Source organism: Nocardia arizonensis, from assembly GCF_001310275.1.
GTDB lineage: Bacteria > Actinomycetota > Actinomycetes > Mycobacteriales > Mycobacteriaceae > Nocardia > Nocardia arizonensis.
This window is the reverse complement of record NZ_LGYZ01000011.1, coordinates 61,722-77,348: the sequence shown is the minus strand read 5'-3', so window position 1 is coordinate 77,348 and position 15,627 is coordinate 61,722. Positions and strand designations below refer to the sequence as shown.

Sequence of the window (15,627 nt, the reverse complement as noted above, 5' to 3'; positions counted from 1 at the left end):
CCGGGTTTCGGTATCGGGCGCAGACACACAACGTACGCGAAACGCGTTCGTCGGGTGCACCGATACCGGGCTATTGCCCGTGCAGCGCCGCCAGCACCGCCTTCGCGGTTGCTACGCCGATGCCCGGTACCTCGGTGATCTGTTCCACGGTGGCCTCCTTGAGCTTTGCGACCGAGCCGAAGTGGGTGACGAGCGCGGTCCGGCGTGCCGCACCGAGTCCGCGCACCGAATCCAGTGCCGACGCGGTCATCCGGCGCGAGCGTTTGCTGCGGTGGAAGGCGATGGCGAAGCGGTGTGCCTCGTCGCGCACCCGTTGCAGCAGGAACAGCGCCTCGCTGTTGCGCGGCATGATGACCGGGTCCGGCTCCCCCGGTACCCACACCTCCTCGAGCCGCTTGGCCAGACCGATGACCGCGACATCGGTGATGCCCAGTTCGTCGAGCACCTCCGCGGCCGCGGCGACCTGGGGTGCGCCGCCGTCGACCACGTACAGATTCGGCGGGTAGGCGAATCGGCGCGGCCGCCCGGTGTTCGGATCGATGCCGGGATGCGAGGTCGGTTCGGTGGCGCCGTACGGATCGGCGCCCGCGTCCGGTGCGTCGGCGTCGAGTTCCTCGCGTTCGGCCGCGTCGCGCTCGCGCCGCAGCCGGGCGAAACGCCGCCGCGTCACCTCCGCGATACTGCCGACGTCGTCGGAGCGGCCCTCCCCCGCGGCCTCCCGGATGGTGTAGTGACGGTAATCGGACTTGCGCGGTAGCCCGTCTTCGAAGACCACCAGCGAGGCCACCACGTCGGTGCCCTGGACGTGGCTGATGTCGACGCATTCGATCCGCAGCGGCGCGCTATCGAGTTCGAGCGCGTCCTGGATGTCCTGCAACGCCGCGGATCGTGAGGTGAGATCGCCCGCGCGCTTGAGTTTGTGCTGGGCCAGCGCCTCCTGCGCATTGCGCGCGACGGTGTCGGCCAGCGCCTTCTTGTCCCCGCGCTGTGGCACCCGCAGGGTCACCGCCGACCCGCGCAGTGTGGCGAGCCACTCCTGGATCTGTTCGGCGCCTGCGGGCAGTTCCGGGACCAGCACCTCGCGCGGCACCACGGTCGCGGGCTGTTCGTCGGGACTCTGTTCGACGTGGGCGGCCTGTTCGCCGTAGAACTGGGTGAGGAACTGCTCCACCAGCGCCGCCATCGCCCCGCCGGCCTCGGCGGTGTCGACCGCGTCCCCTGACTTGTCCACCACCCAGCCGCGCTGGCCGCGCACCCGGCCGTCGCGCACGTGGAATATCTGCACCGCGGCCTCGAGTTCGTCGGTGGCGAAGGCGATCACGTCGGCGTCGGTTCCGGTGCCGAGCACCACCGCCTGCTTCTCCAACGCCCGGCGCAGCGCCTGCACGTCGTCGCGCAGGCGCGCGGCGGTCTCGAAATCGAGATCCTCGGCCGCCTCGTGCATGCGCCGTTCGAGCTCACGAACCATGCGGTCGGTGCGGCCCGCGAGGAAGTCGCAGAAGTCCTCGACGATGCGGCGGTGCTCGGCGGCGCTGACCCGACCGATACAGGGCGCGGCGCACTTGTCGATGTAGCCGAGCAGGCACGGTCTGCCGATCTGGTTGTGCCGCTTGAAGACTCCATTGGAGCAGGTGCGGGCCGGGAACACCCGCAGCAGCAGATCCAGCGTCTCCCGGATGGCCCAGGCATGCGCGTAGGGACCGAAATAGCGCACGCCCTTGCGGCGCGCGCCCCGGTAGACGAACAGGCGCGGATATTCCTCGTTCAAGGTCACCGCGAGCACCGGATAGGACTTGTCGTCGCGGTAGCGGACGTTGAAGCGCGGATCGAATTCCTTGATCCAGTTGTATTCCAGCTGTAGCGCCTCCACCTCGGTGGAGACGACGGTCCATTCGACGGCCGCGGCGCTGGTGACCATCTGCCTTGTCCGCGGGTGCAGCGACGCCACGTCGGCGAAATAGGAATTCAGGCGACCGCGAAGGCTCTTGGCCTTGCCGACATAGATGACCCGTCCGTGCGCGTCCCGGAACTTGTAGACACCGGGTTCGACGGGAATCGTGCCCGGCGAAGGCCGGTACGTCGCTGGATCTGCCACCGATCCAGCCTATCGACGTACTCCGACAGGTCCGCGCGGGCTCAGGCCGCGCCGAACCACTCCTTGGCCTCGGGCCTGCACAGCAGGTAGCACACCGCCGCCGCGATGCCCCACGCGTAGCAGACCGTGACCGGCGCGACCACGCCGAGACCCGAGACACCCGAGACCCGCAGACCCACCGCGAACTGGAGAACGGCCAGTAGCAACGCCGCGTGCCGCAGGCGCGGATCGCCACGGTCGAAGCCGAGTGCGACGGCGCCGAGCAGTACGCCCGGCGCGAATTGCAGCGCACCGCCCCACGCCGCGGCGCCGCCGACGGTCATGCCGAGGACCACCGGGTAGAGGATGCCGAATCCGGCCGCGCCGAGCGCCGCTTCCCTGGCTTCGCGTACCGACCGCGGCATCCGCCGGGGCGCGGGCCGATCGAATCGGACCGCATCGATGTATGTCACCATGACAACCCCTCGGGTCGAACATGCCCTGTTCCGGCCGTACGAGAGCGAACGGTAATTCACATCACATACCCGGCACGACGAGTCCGCGACACTGTGACATAGCTCACATTTCGACACATGTCGATCATGTTCGGACGGTGACGTTCGAGGTCACGACACCGATCGGAACCCATTCGGGCGCACCGCTATTCGAATCGATCGGACCTGTCCGGTGCGCCCGTCGAGGCGGAAAGCGCTGCCTCCCCACAGATCCGGGGTTACAGTCCGTGGATGGACCTAGCGCGACACGCCTGGATCGGGGCGCTGGCGGCCACACTGCTCGCGGGGGGCCTGCTGACCGGATGTTCCACCGGCGGCGACACCGCCGACGGCTGTGTCGCGCGCCCCAACGGCACGCCGGTGACCGCCGCGGCCGCGGGCGGCGCCACTTCCGCCGATATCGCCGTCAATCCGGAGATCGCCTCCGGGTACCGCGCGGGCATGACGCCGGTCCGCACCGCGACCTACGCGGTGTCCACCGCCAACCCGATCTCCACCAAGGTCGCCTGCGAGATCCTGCGTGACGGCGGCACCGCCGCGGACGCGCTGGTCGCGGCGCAGATGGTCCTCGGGCTGGTCGAACCGCAGGCATCCGGCATCGGCGGCGGCGCGTTCCTGCTGTACTACGACGCGGGCGAACGCTCCGTCGACGCCTACGACGGACGCGAGACCGCGCCCGCCGCGGCCACCGAGAACTACCTGCGCTGGATCAGCGACGACAACCGCACCGAACCCCGCCCCAACCCTCGGGCCAGCGGCCGATCCATCGGCGTGCCCGGCGTGCTGCGCCTGCTGGAACAGGCCCACGCCGAACACGGCCGACTCGGCTGGCGCGAACTGTTCGACCCCGCCATCGAACTCGCCGAGCGCGGTTTCCCCATCAGCGCGCGACTCGCGGGCCAGATCGCCGAATCCGCGGGCGACCTCGCGGTCGACGAATCCGCGCGGGCGTACTTCCTCGAGCCCGACCGCAGCCCGAAGCCCGCCGACACCGTGCTGAACAATCCGGCGCTGGCCAAGACCATGAGCGCCATCGCGAGCGAGGGTCCGCGGGCGTTCTACACCGGCGCCGTGGCACAGGACATCGTCGCGGCCGCCGGGTCCACCGCGGGCGGGCGCACTCCCGCGCAGCTCAGCACCACGGACCTGGCCGATTACCGAGCCGAGAAGCGCACCGCGCTGTGCACCGACTATCGCGGCCGGGAGATCTGCGGCATGCCCGCGCCGTCCTCCGGCGGCGTCACCGTGGCCGCTACCCTCGGGATTCTGGAGAATTTCGACCTCGCGTCGTTGAAACCCGATCGCCTCGACCGCGACGGCGGCGTTCCGAGACCCGAGGCCGTGCACCTGATCTCCGAAGCCGAGCGACTGGCCTACGCCGATCGCAACAAGTACGTGGCCGATACCGATTTCGTTCCGCTGCCGGGCAATTCGCCGAACGCGCTGACCGACCGGAACTACCTGAGACAGCGCGCGGGACTCATCGATCCCGGGCACAGCATGGGCACCGCCCAGCCCGGCGATCTGGGTCCGGTCCCCTTGGGCACCGGGCCGCAGCCGCCCGAACACGGCACCAGCCACATCTCGGTGGTCGACCGCTACGGCAATGCCGCGGCCATGACGACCACGGTCGAATCCGCCTTCGGCTCCTTCCACATGGTCGACGGATTCGTCCTCAACAACCAGCTCACCGACTTCTCGGCCGATCCGGTCGGCTCCGACGGCGTCCCGGTCGCCAATCGACTGCAACCGAACAAGCGGCCGCGCAGTTCGATGAGCCCGACCCTCGTATTCGACCGCGCGCCCGACGGATCGCGCGGGGATCTCGGCTACGTGACCGGCTCACCCGGCGGCTCGGTCATCATCCAATTCGTCGTCAAAACCCTCGTCGCCATGATCGATTGGGGACTCGACCCGCAACGGGCCGTCTCGGCGGTCTCCTTCGGCGCGGGCAACAGCCCAACCACCGGAGTCGGCGGCGAACATCCCGCCGTCGACGCCACCGACAACGGCGATCACGACCCGCTGGTGCGACGATTGCGCGAACTGGGCCATCAGGTCTCGGTCGCACCGCAATCCAGCGGCCTCAGCGCCCTGCACCGGGACGGCCCGGGCTGGATCGGCGGCGCCGATCCACGCCGCGAGGGTGCCGTGCTCGGCGACACGCGCTGAGGCGACGCGCCGGGACCGGCGGCGGAAACCCCTCGACGCCGCCGGTCCCGTCGCGCGAACCACCATGGACGGCGGGCCAGCGCGCCCGCAGTATGAGACCGCGAGGATTGCGCCGGTCGCGGGTCAGGCGCCGGAGTCGTCGTCCGCCCGGGGATTGCGGCCGGTGGCGTAGGTTGCGCCGAAGGCGCGCAGGCGGTCCATGGCGTCGGCGGCGTGGTCCTTGTCGTTGGCGCGGATGGCCAGCAGGGGAACGTAGTCGTCGTTCACCAGTTCAAGGCGAGCCCAGGACTTGCGCTCCGGGAAGCTGACGCCGCGGATGTCCTTCCACTCGAATTCGGTGTCGCCCAGCACGTTACGCACCGAGACACCGCGCGCTCCGGCGCGCACCCGCGGCCGGGTCAGCATGAGGACGGCACAGGCAAGCAGGATGCCGATGCCGATCATGGCGAGTTGGTCGACGACCCGGAAGTTCACGCCGGTGGACCCGGAGCGCAGCCAGATGCCGCCGATTCCGAAGACCACGACCAGCACGATCGCCACGATCCACGCCGTGCGCACGGACCGGCGGGGGCGCACCTCCCACTCCCACTCCGAGCCCGCCCCCGCCGGGGCGGGGTTCCTTCTCCACATACGGACGACGGGCATCGGTCAGGCGAACTGTCGCAGACCGCGCAGGGTCAGCGCGGCATCCAGCGCCGCGGCGCACGCCTGCTCACCCTTGTCCTCGGCCGATCCCGGCAGTCCGGCACGATCGAGCGCCTGCTCCTCGGTATCGGTGGTGAGCACGCCGTTGGCGACCGGAGTCGCCGCGTCCAGCGACACGCGGGTCAGACCGGCGGTCACCGCATCGCAGACGTATTCGAAATGCGGTGTGCCACCACGGATCACCACACCGAGGGCGACTACCGCGTCGTGGTTGCGCGCCAACTCCTGGGCGACGACGGGCAGTTCCATCGCACCGGCGCAGCGCACCACGGTGATCTGCGTGAGCCCGGCCTGCTCGGCCACCCGCTGCGCGTTCGCCACCAGGGTGTCGCAGATCCGGGTGTGCCAGCGCGAGGCCACGATGCCGAGTTTGAGGTCCTTGGCATCCGCCAGCTCGAAACTGGGTACGCCGGTGCCGCTCATCGATGTCCGCCTTTTCGTGTCCCGGTCACTGGGCGGTCTCGCCCAGATCGAGTTCGTCGAGCCCGATCAGATCGTGGCCCATCCGGTCCCGCTTGGTGCGCAGGTACCGCAGATTCTCGGCGTTGGCGCGCGGCGGCATGGGCACCCGCTCGGTGATGCGCAGACCGTAACCGTCCAGCCCGACCCGCTTGGCCGGATTGTTGGTGAGCAGCCGCATGGATCGAATACCGAGGTCGACCAATATCTGCGCGCCGGTGCCGTAGTCGCGCGCGTCGGCGGGCAGGCCGAGTTCCAGATTGGCGTCGACGGTGTCGTGCCCGGAATCCTGGAGCTGATACGCCTGCAACTTGTGCATCAGGCCGATACCGCGGCCCTCGTGTCCGCGCATGTAGAGCACGACGCCGCGGCCCTCGCCCGCCACCATTTCCAGCGCCGCGTCGAGCTGCGGTCCGCAGTCGCAGCGCAGCGAGCCGAACACATCGCCGGTCAGGCATTCCGAGTGCACCCGCACCAGGATGTCCTCGCCGTCGGTGATGTCGCCGCGCACCAGCGCGACATGTTCGACCTCGTCGTAGATGCTCTGATAGCCGACGGCCATGAATTCGCCGTGCGCGGTGGGGATCCTGGCCTCCGCGATACGGATGACCTGCTTCTCGTGCCTGCGCCGCCAGGCGATCATGTCGGCGATGGAGATCAGCGCGAGATCGTGTTCGTCGGCGAAGATCCGCAGTTCCTCGGTGCGGGCCATATGGCCCTCGTCCTTCTGGCTGACGATCTCGCAGATCACGCCAGCCGGACGCAGCCCGGCCATCCTCGCCAGATCCACCGCGGCCTCGGTGTGGCCCGGCCTGCGCAGCACGCCGCCGTCCTTGGCGCGCAACGGCACGACGTGTCCGGGCCGGGTCAGATCGTCCGCCTTGGCGTTGGGATCGGCGAGCAGGCGCATGGTGGTGGCCCGGTCGGCGCCGGAGATACCGGTGCTTATGCCCTCGCGTGCGTCGACCGAGACGGTGTACGCGGTGCCGTGCTTGTCCTGGTTCTGGGCGTACATCGGGGGCAGACCGAGCCGGTCGCAGTCCTCGCCCATGAGCGGAACGCAGATGTAACCGGAGGTGTAGCGGATCATGAAGGCCACGAGTTCGGGGGTGGCCTTCTCGGCCGCGAATATGAGATCGCCCTCGTTCTCGCGATCCTCGTCGTCGACGACGACGACGGCCTTACCCGCGGCGATGTCGGCGACTGCGCGCTCGATGGTGTCCAACCTGGTCACGTCTGCTGTGCTCCATCTCGAAATAGGTGCCTCACTACAGTAAAGCCTGGGTGGCGCGCACCGACCGACCCCCACCCGCGCGCATCACCCGCGCTGCTGGAGCCGTTCCACGTACTTGGCGATGACGTCGACCTCGAGATTGACCCGTGCCCCGACCGGGGCGGCGCCCAGATTGGTCAGCGACAGCGTGGTCGGAATGAGCGAGACCTCGAACCAGTCGCGATTGCCGTCGGCGGCGGGCTCGTCGCCGATACCGAGTCCCGAGACCGTGAGGGAGATGCCGTCCACGGTGATGGAGCCCTTCTCGACCACATAGCGGGCGATCGCGTCCGGTAGGGAGATCCGCACCACCTCCCAGTTCTGCGAAGGCGTGCGCGCGAGCACGGTGCCGGTGCCATCGACGTGGCCCTGGACCAAATGCCCGCCCAGCCTGCTGTTCAGCGCGGCGGCGCGCTCCAGATTCACCCGCGCGCCCGCCTCGAGCCCGCCGATACCGGACCGGTTCAGCGTCTCGCGCATGACGTCCACGGTGAAGCTGTCACCGTCCACGACGTCGACGACCGTCAGGCACACGCCGTTCACCGCGATCGAATCGCCGTGTCCGGCATCGGAGGTCACGAGTTTGCCCCTGATCGTCAGGCGGGCGGCGTCGGCCAACCGTTCGACGGTGACGATCTCGCCCAATTCCTCGACGATGCCTGTGAACATCCTGACGCTCCTGTTCTGGTGTACGTACGGTTACGCCAACAGCCGGGGCCGGTTGCGCTATTCCCGGACCTGTTCGCCGGTCCGTACCCGTCCCCCAGCCTAACGACGAGGGGTCGTAGCCAACATGTGCGGTATCACAGAGACGGGTCGCACGCGACCGCGCTCCCGGAATGCGGCCCGCCCGGCGGCGGGCACGCCGGAAACCGGACGGTATTACGGATATTCCGGCCGATAATTCGACGTCCAGCTTGCGCGGGGAACTATTAAGCCGGACTTTCGATACCGAACGAATGGAAGTCACCTACGGCGGATAAAGTCGGTAACGGGTCGATACCCATCCGAGAACACGCTCACACATATTGCTTGCCCGTCAGCGGAAATGGACGCACCATGGTTACGCGGCTGATTCCCCCGGTTCAACCTCCGTTTCCCGAGCTACGGATCGAGCCAGGTCAGCGCGAATGCAGCGCCCATCTTCTCCCGGGAGCGGCGGATATCCCGGAGTTCGCCCCGGCCGACATCGACGACGCGAGAAAGTACGGACCGCATGGTGGGTCAGAACGAATGCGACACAATGGGGGGTACGGCGTGACCACACTTCTCGATTCGACGCTGGAAGTTCGCTGTGTGCAATACCGACGCGAATTCCAGATGCCCGCGTCGATCGATCCCACCTCACGCCGCATATTGCTGCACATCGGCGCCCGCTACGGCGCGATCACCATGCCCGCCGATCTCGGCGACCGGGTCCGGTCACTGCTGCTCGGCGAGCACCTGACGGCGCCGGTCGTCGACCATCCCCGCGCCAGACGCTGGACCTTCATCACCGGACCGGGACAGCCCGACAGCATCGGCGCCCCGGCTTCGGCCGAACTGTTCCGCCTCTACGCCACCGTGGCGTGTTCGGGCAGTCAGGTCGTGCTGCCCTCGCCGCAGGACGAGCGCACCGGATACCGCATCTGGATCGAGCCGCCCGCACCCGCGGCGCCGCCGCCGCGACTGGCACGGGTGGTCGACGCGGCCCTGGAGCTGGGCCGTGCGCGCGGTATCGGCCGGGCCGTGTCGGCTAAGCGCGGTGCGCCGCCGCGATAGTGCGCAGAGTTTGGACGGTGGCGCCCGGATCGGCCGTATTGTACACCGCCGACCCGGCGACGAAGCAGTCCACACCCGCCTCGGCGGCCTGTTCGATCGTGTCGGCGTTGATGCCGCCGTCGATCTCCACGATCAACCGCAGTTCGCCCGCGTCGACCAGATTGCGCACCACGCGCGCCTTCTCCAGTACCTGGGGAATGAACGACTGCCCGCCGAAACCCGGTTCGACGCTCATCACGAGCAGGGTGTCGAAGTCGCGCAGGATCTCCAGGTAGGGCTCGATCGGGGTGTTCGGCTTGACCGAGAGCCCCGCCTTGGCCCCCGCGGCGCGGATATCGCGGGCCACCGCGATCGGATCGTCGGACGCCTCGGCGTGGAAGGTCACATTGTGCGCGCCCGCCTCGGCATAGGGCGGCGCCCAGCGCGCCGGGTCCTCGATCATGAGGTGGCAGTCCAGCGGAATGTCGGTGGCCTTCAGCAGACTCTGCACGACCGGGAGTCCGAGGGTGAGATTCGGCACGAAATGCGCGTCCATCACGTCGACGTGCAGCCAGTCCGACCCGGCTACCGCGCGGACCTCCCCGGCGAGATTCGCGAAGTCGGCGGACAGAATGGAAGGGGCGATCATCGGCACGGCCGGGCGGGTGAACGTCACAATGCCGCAGTGTACCGCCGCCGTTTCGGCGTCCGGCCACCCCCAAACGCTGATTGCGCCCGCCGCGAATGGGTAGCCTTCACAAGGTGATCAACATTTCGGCGGAACAGGGGATCTACAGCACCCCGGTGGAGATTCGGGTGGCCGCATCGGTCACACAGCTGCCCATCGTGCGCGGGCTCGCCGAAACCCTCGTCCTACTCAGCGATTTCACGCTCGACGAGGTCGCCGATATCCGACTCGCGGTGGACGAGGTGTGTTCGACGCTGATCGCGATCGCCGTGCCCGAGACGAGCCTGCTCTGCCGCTTCACCATCGGCGAGACCGAACTGCACGTCAACGTCAGCGGCACCGCGGCCACCGAAGGGCTACCCGATCAGCGCAGTTTCGGCTGGCACGTGCTGCGCACCCTCACCGATTCGGTCGAGGCGACCCAGGAACCATTCGATACGACGGCTTCCGGATATCCGACGACGGTCGAGTTCCGTCGGGTCCGAGGGAAGGCGTAGTGGCGGAGCAGGATACCCACCGGGCACGACGCAGCGAACCGACGACCACCGAGGAACCCGACGAGACGACCACCGAAATCACCGCCACCGAAGACACCGAGGACGCCGCCGAGGACGCCGAAACCGTCGAGGAGGTCGGTTCTGTCGCGGGTGGCTACGACGATCTCGGCGCGATCTTCGCGCAACTCGCGGCCAGCGCGCCGGGCTCGGCCGAACACAGCGCGCGGCGCGCGGAACTGATCAACCGCTGCATTCCGCTCGCCGATCACATCGCCCGCAAGTTCAGCGGACGCGGGGAACCGTTCGACGATCTCACGCAGGTGGCGCGAGTCGGGCTGGTGCACGCGGTCGACCGTTTCGACGTCGCGCGCGGCTCCAACTTCCTGTCCTTCGCCGTACCCACCATCATGGGCGAGGTCAGACGCTATTTCCGCGACCACACCTGGGCCATGCGGGTACCGCGCCGGGTCAAGGAGACCCATCTGCGCATCGGCGCCGCGATCGACACGTTGTCGCAGACGCTCGGCCGCTCCCCGACCGCCAAGGAGATCGCGGCCGAACTCGGCGTCGACCCCGACGAGGTCACCCAGGCCGTCATCGCGGGCAACGCCTACCAACCGAGTTCGATCGACGCGGCCTCGCTCGGGCGCGATACCGATGCGTCGCTGCTTGACACCCTGGGCGAGGAGGAATCGCAGTTCGACCGGGTCGAGGAATACGTGGCGATCCGCCCGCTGCTGGCCGGGCTGCCCGAACGAGAACGCCGCATCCTCACCATGCGCTTCTTCGAATCCATGACCCAGACCCAGATCGCCCAGCAGATGGGCATCTCGCAGATGCACGTCTCGCGCATTCTCGCCAAGACCCTGGCCCGGCTGCGGGAACTCTCGCAGCGCGACTGAACGCGCGATTCGTGTGCGGCCCACGGGTTCCCGCTTGTCTCAGGCGTTTCGCTCGCGCTCTCGCCGCAGCGTCGCGGGCGCGACGATCCATCACGCCGCGTCCAGCAGTTCGCGCAAATGCCATGGGTCGACGCGGTCGAGGCGCACGAGGATTGCGCGGCGCCACCGCGCCCTCGGCCTCCTCCCGCAGGCGCGCGAAACCCTTCTCGCCCGGATCAGTCCTTTGGTTTGCGCAGGGCGGCCAGGAACATGGCGTCGGTGCCGTGGCGGTGCGGCCACAACTGCGCCGACGGTCCGTCGCCGATATCGGTGACGCCGGGCAGTAACTCTCGCGTGTCGAGTTGGAAGGCGCCGGTGCGGCGCACCAGATCGGCGACGACGGCGACCGTCTCCGGCAGATGCGGTGAACACGTCGAGTACACCACGACACCGCCGGGCCGCAGCAGTTCCCATGCGGCGGTGAGGAGTTCGCGTTGCAGCACGACGAGATCGCGGACATCGGCCGGGGTGCGACGCCAGCGCGCCTCGGGTCTGCGCCGCAGCGCGCCGAGCCCCGAACAGGGCGCGTCGACGAGAATGCGGTCGTAGCCGGAAGTCAGGCCGCTGGCGCGGCCGTCGACGGTGTGCACCTCGACCGGTAGGCCCGCGGTCGCCTTGCGGACCAGTTCGGCCCGGTGAACGGAGGGTTCGACGGCGTCGAGACGGTAACCGTCGATCGCGGCCAGCGCGCCGAGCAGCACCGCCTTGCCGCCCGGTCCCGCGCACAGGTCCAGCCACCGGCCGCCGTCCGGCCCGATCAGCGGCGCCCTGGTCAGCGCGAGAGCGACCAGTTGGCTGCCCTCGTCCTGCACGCCCGCCAGACCCTCGCGCACCGCAGCGAGTTCACCCGGGTCACCGCCGTCCAGGTACACCGAATACGGCGACCAGCGACCGGGTTCGCCGCCGGTGACCAGTGCCAGTTCCTCGGCGCTGATATCGCCCGGCCGCGCGACCAGGTGAACCGCGGGCCGGGCGTCGTCGGCGGCGAGCAGATCCGCGAGTTCATTCGCGCGCTCGCCAAGCGCGTCCGCGAATGCCTGGGCGATCCAGACCGGATGAGCGTATTCGAAGGCCAAGTGTCCCACCGGATCCCGCGGGGCCAGCGCCTCGACCCATTCCCGCGCGCCGCGCTCGGCCGCCCGGCGCAGCACGGCATTGACGAAGCCCGCCTTGCCCGCGCCGAATTCGGCGCGCGCCAACGCCACCGAGGTGTCCACCGCGGCGTGCGCGCAGATCCTGGTGCGCAGCAACTGATACACGCCGAGGCGAAGCACGTCGAGCAGCGGCCCGTCGATCTCGGCGACCGGTCGGCCCGCTCCCTCGGCGATCACCGCGTCCAGGGTGCCCTGTGCCCGGCACGCGCCGTAGGCGAGCTCGGTGGCCAGTGCGGCGTCGCGGCCGGAGATGCCGCGGTCGCGAAGCAGTCCGGGCAGTACGAGATTGGCGTAGGCGTCACGTTCCCGTACCGCTCGCAGCACATCCCGTGCCGCCGTGCGCACGGGATCTCCGGCGGATGCCCGATCACGCGGCCGCGCGGACTTTCTCGCGTTCTCCGGGCCGCCCTTGCCGCGCGCGGTCTGCGCTCGCCGGGCCGATCCCCCGCGCGCGCCGTCGTCGCGACCGCCCGACCGGCGCTCGCCACCGCGCTCCCGCGAACCGCCCGCCGCACGATCCGAGCGGCCGCCCGCGCGCCGCCCATCTCCCGAGGCCGCCGATTCGTGCTGTGGGTTCATGATCGCCGTTCCGCTCGGGTTCGAATCGTCTCGCGGTTCATTCGACCACCGCGCCGGGTTCCAGACGCGCTCCCCTGGCCCAGTCCAGGGCATTCATCATGCGCTTGCCCGGTGGCTGCACCTGATCCAGCCGGACCGCCGTGGTGGCCGTGCCGACGAACACACCGGATTTGCGCACCTCGATGGCGCGCATCGGAAGTTCTTCCTCGACCAACTCGACCGGCCCGACCTTCAGGCGCACACCGCCGACCTCGGTCCAGGCTCCGGGCGCGGGGGTCACCGCGCGCACGCGCCTGCCGATGGCCAGCGCGGGCTGATCCCAGCGGATGTGCCCGTCCTCCGTATCGACCTTGGGCGCGTAGGTGACGCCGTCGGTGGCCTGCGGAATCGCTTGCAGCGTGCCGTCTTCCACCCCGTCGATGGTCGTCTCCAACAGGCGGGCGCCGGTTTCGGCGAGGCGGGCCAGCAGGGTACCCGCCGTGTCGGTCAACGCGATCTTCTCCGTGACCACGCCGAAGACCGGACCGGTGTCGAGTCCCTTCTCGATACGGAACGTGGACGCGCCGGTGATCTCGTCACCGGCGTCGATGGCCGCCTGCACGGGCGCGGCGCCGCGCCAAGCGGGCAGCAGGGAGAAATGCAGATTGATCCAGCCGAAGCGCGGGATGTCGAGCACCGACTGCGGCAGCAGCGCGCCGTAGGCGACCACGGGACAGCAGTCCGGCGCCAATTCGGTGAGTTCGGCGACGAATTCGGGGTCGGCGGGACGGCGCGGGGTCAGCACCGGGATGCCGTGCTCGTCGGCGAGCTGCCCGACCGGCGACCGCATGACCTTGCGCCCGCGCCCGGCGACCGCGTCCGGCCGGGTGAGCACCGCGATCACTTCGTGGCGATCGGATTCGATGAAACGCCGCAGCGAGGGCACGGCGGGTTCGGGAGTACCGGCGAAGAGGAGGCGCATCAGCGGACCCGCCCGAACGGTCCCGGCTGCCCCGCGCCGAGCGCCCGAGAGCCGCGGACGGTGATACCGGCGGTGAACCAGTCGGATTCGCGAATGGTGCGCATGGCCTCCTTACGCGCCGCCGGGTCGAGCCGGTCGATGAACAGCACCCCGTCCAAGTGGTCGGTCTCGTGCTGGACGCAGCGGGCGAGCAGCCCCTCGGCCGCGAATTCGACCGGCGCGCCCGTCATGTCGACGCCGCGGGCGTGCACTCGCAGCGCGCGTCGGGTGTCGTAGCGCAGGCCCGGGATGGAGAGACATCCCTCCGTACCCACTTGTTCCTCGTCGCCGACCACCGTGTAGGTCGGATTCACCAGATGTCCGGCCGCGTCGCCGGTGTCGTAGACGAAGACCCGCGAGCCGATCCCGATCTGCGGCGCCGCCATGCCGACCCCGCCGTCGTCGTGCATGGTCTCGGTCAGATCGGTGACCAGCTGACGCAGTTCCCGGTCGAATTCGGTGACCTCCGCCGCACGGGCACGCAGAATCGGATCGCCGAATAGGCGAACGGGCTGAATGGTCACAATGGCTCCCGGAAGCGGTTCGACAGGTCTGGAGGACAGCTCGTCCCATTCTAGAGAGCACCGCCGACAGCGCCGATATCCCCGAGACCGGCCCGCTGACCTGGTACAACCGGTACGCGGTCCGGGCGGGGTGTCCCAACCTCCGCCCGGCCGTCCCGATGCCGTGCACTCGGGCCGGAGCGTGGCCGTCGCGCCCTGCCCCCATGACCCGGTCGAGGACCGGCCGCTCAGGAGTGTCCCGCGATGATGACCTGGGGAATCCCGGTTCCGAGCGGCACCGCGACACAGGTCGGGTCGGGTGCGGCGGCCGGGTCGAGTATGCCGAGCAGCAGGTCACGGACGAAGGGGTCGTAGACCAGGTGGAAATGTCCGGTCAGATCCTGCGGACACAGGTCCTGGAGCACGATGTTCTCCGCGCCGGGGCCGCGCAGCGCGATATTGGCGAACGGCTGGATCATCTCGTCGACGCGGCTGCCGACGGTCACGTAGCGCGGACCCGGCACCGTGTCGCCGCCGGAGTTGAGATCGATCATTGTCGGCGAACCCTGCGCCTGCTGCACCGCGGCAGGCGAGGTGACCCGCGCGAAGACGTCAAGCGCGCCGGGAATGGCCTGTGCGATCGGGACCAGCCCGTACATGACACCGCCGTAGGTCGGCGAGGCGAGGCCGACCCAGACCCCCACCTTCGACGCGCCGCCCAATTTGTTGACGTAGTACCTGGTCACATTGGCGCCCTGGGAGAACCCCACCAGATCGACCTGAGCCGCGCCGGTCGCGCCGAGAACGGTGTCCACGAATTCGGCGACCTGGCGGGCGCTTGTGCGCAGATCCTCGGTGCCGTAGGTGTCCGCCCCCGGCGCGCCGCCGTAATTCAGCGCGAAAACGCACAGACCCGCCGCGACGAGTCGCGGGCCGATGGCCGACCAATCCGAGTACGCGGTGGTGTCGGTGCCGTGCGCGAGGACGACCGGGCGCGGATGCGCGGCGTCGGGAACACAGCCGAAATCATTGGTGCCCACCGGGGTCACGTTCGGATGCGACTTCTGATAATAGGCGGCGGCGAGGTGATCGGGCTGCGGCGGCGCGTATTCGACCGGCACATCCGGCGAACGGTAGATCGAGGCATCGGGCTCGCTATCGGCTCGCGCCGCGCCGGAGCCGAGGAATACGGCTCCGGCCACGGCGCAGACGAGCGCCATACTGCGCAATCGTGACTTGTCCCCACCCCACACACCGGTTGGTTGTCCCATATCACTATGGTGCACCGATGGTTCGAAACACGTACGCCGAGGACGTATTTCCTGTG

Annotated in this window: 15 protein-coding genes; 4 read left to right on the top strand and 11 right to left on the bottom strand. The window is 69.1% G+C overall.

Annotation, left to right across the window (positions count from 1 at the left end; translation table 11 throughout):
• Nucleotides 1-70: 70 nt before the first annotated feature.
• Both uvrC and APZ21_RS02230 read right to left on the bottom strand, forming a co-directional pair.
• Entirely contained in the window at nt 71-2,095 is a 2,025-nt protein-coding gene (uvrC, locus tag APZ21_RS02235; RefSeq protein WP_054811504.1) for an excinuclease ABC subunit UvrC, read from the bottom strand.
• A 41-nt stretch (nt 2,096-2,136) separates the two neighbouring features.
• Nucleotides 2,137-2,550, bottom strand: a complete 414-nt coding sequence (locus APZ21_RS02230) for a hypothetical protein (RefSeq protein WP_054811503.1) — start codon at nt 2,548-2,550, stop codon at nt 2,137-2,139.
• A 270-nt stretch (nt 2,551-2,820) separates the two neighbouring features.
• On the opposite strand from APZ21_RS02230, the gene APZ21_RS02225 reads away from it, so the two are divergent.
• On the top strand, nt 2,821-4,761 hold the full coding sequence (locus APZ21_RS02225) for a gamma-glutamyltransferase family protein (RefSeq protein WP_054811502.1): 1,941 nt from the start codon (nt 2,821-2,823) through the stop codon (nt 4,759-4,761).
• A 123-nt stretch (nt 4,762-4,884) separates the two neighbouring features.
• Here APZ21_RS02225 and APZ21_RS02220 read toward each other — a convergent pair whose 3' ends face one another.
• From APZ21_RS02220 to APZ21_RS02205, 4 genes are all read right to left on the bottom strand, one after another.
• Nucleotides 4,885-5,391 (bottom strand): PH domain-containing protein, encoded by a 507-nt coding sequence (locus APZ21_RS02220; RefSeq protein ID WP_054811501.1) that lies wholly within the window; start codon nt 5,389-5,391, stop codon nt 4,885-4,887.
• An 18-nt stretch (nt 5,392-5,409) separates the two neighbouring features.
• Entirely contained in the window at nt 5,410-5,889 is a 480-nt protein-coding gene (gene ribH / locus APZ21_RS02215) for a 6,7-dimethyl-8-ribityllumazine synthase (RefSeq protein ID WP_054811500.1), read from the bottom strand.
• Between the two features lie 25 nt (nt 5,890-5,914).
• A complete protein-coding gene (locus APZ21_RS02210; protein ID WP_054811499.1) occupies nt 5,915-7,159 on the bottom strand; it encodes a bifunctional 3,4-dihydroxy-2-butanone-4-phosphate synthase/GTP cyclohydrolase II in 1,245 nt (414 codons plus the stop codon).
• Nucleotides 7,160-7,243: 84 nt separating this feature from the next.
• The gene (locus tag APZ21_RS02205; RefSeq protein WP_054811498.1) at nt 7,244-7,867 is read right to left on the bottom strand and encodes a riboflavin synthase; all 624 of its coding nucleotides are present in this window, start codon (nt 7,865-7,867) and stop codon (nt 7,244-7,246) included.
• A gap of 588 nt (nt 7,868-8,455) precedes the next feature.
• Here APZ21_RS02205 and APZ21_RS02200 point away from each other — a divergent pair.
• Nucleotides 8,456-8,959 carry a hypothetical protein gene (locus tag APZ21_RS02200; RefSeq protein ID WP_082392754.1) on the top strand — a complete coding sequence of 168 codons (504 nt, stop codon included), beginning with the start codon at nt 8,456-8,458 and terminating at the stop codon, nt 8,957-8,959.
• Here the strand turns inward: APZ21_RS02200 and rpe are convergent.
• Nucleotides 8,934-9,587 carry a ribulose-phosphate 3-epimerase gene (gene rpe / locus APZ21_RS02195; protein ID WP_054811543.1) on the bottom strand — a complete coding sequence of 218 codons (654 nt, stop codon included), beginning with the start codon at nt 9,585-9,587 and terminating at the stop codon, nt 8,934-8,936. The two genes, APZ21_RS02200 and rpe, sit on opposite strands and share 26 nt — an antisense overlap.
• 113 nt (nt 9,588-9,700) lie before the next feature.
• Between rpe and APZ21_RS02190 the strand changes: the two genes are divergently transcribed.
• Together APZ21_RS02190 and APZ21_RS02185 are read left to right on the top strand one after the other, a co-directional pair.
• Complete coding sequence (locus APZ21_RS02190) at nt 9,701-10,123, top strand: ATP-binding protein (protein ID WP_054811542.1); 423 nt, start codon at nt 9,701-9,703, stop codon at nt 10,121-10,123.
• Complete coding sequence (locus APZ21_RS02185) at nt 10,123-11,025, top strand: RNA polymerase sigma factor SigF (RefSeq protein ID WP_054811496.1); 903 nt, start codon at nt 10,123-10,125, stop codon at nt 11,023-11,025. The genes APZ21_RS02190 and APZ21_RS02185 overlap by 1 nt, the downstream gene beginning before the upstream one ends.
• 215 nt (nt 11,026-11,240) lie before the next feature.
• On the opposite strand, the gene APZ21_RS02180 is transcribed toward APZ21_RS02185, so the two are convergent.
• The 4 genes from APZ21_RS02180 to APZ21_RS02165 all read right to left on the bottom strand — a co-directional run bounded on the left by APZ21_RS02180 (nt 11,241) and on the right by APZ21_RS02165 (nt 15,571).
• Nucleotides 11,241-12,797 (bottom strand): RsmB/NOP family class I SAM-dependent RNA methyltransferase, encoded by a 1,557-nt coding sequence (locus APZ21_RS02180; RefSeq protein ID WP_082392753.1) that lies wholly within the window; start codon nt 12,795-12,797, stop codon nt 11,241-11,243.
• 37 nt (nt 12,798-12,834) lie between these two features.
• Nucleotides 12,835-13,758 carry a methionyl-tRNA formyltransferase gene (gene fmt / locus APZ21_RS02175; protein WP_054811495.1) on the bottom strand — a complete coding sequence of 308 codons (924 nt, stop codon included), beginning with the start codon at nt 13,756-13,758 and terminating at the stop codon, nt 12,835-12,837.
• Nucleotides 13,758-14,321 (bottom strand): peptide deformylase, encoded by a 564-nt coding sequence (gene def / locus APZ21_RS02170; protein WP_054811494.1) that lies wholly within the window; start codon nt 14,319-14,321, stop codon nt 13,758-13,760. The genes fmt and def overlap by 1 nt, the downstream gene beginning before the upstream one ends.
• A 227-nt stretch (nt 14,322-14,548) precedes the next feature.
• Complete coding sequence (locus APZ21_RS02165) at nt 14,549-15,571, bottom strand: esterase/lipase family protein (RefSeq protein WP_239476450.1); 1,023 nt, start codon at nt 15,569-15,571, stop codon at nt 14,549-14,551.
• Between the last annotated feature and the right edge of the window lie 56 nt (nt 15,572-15,627).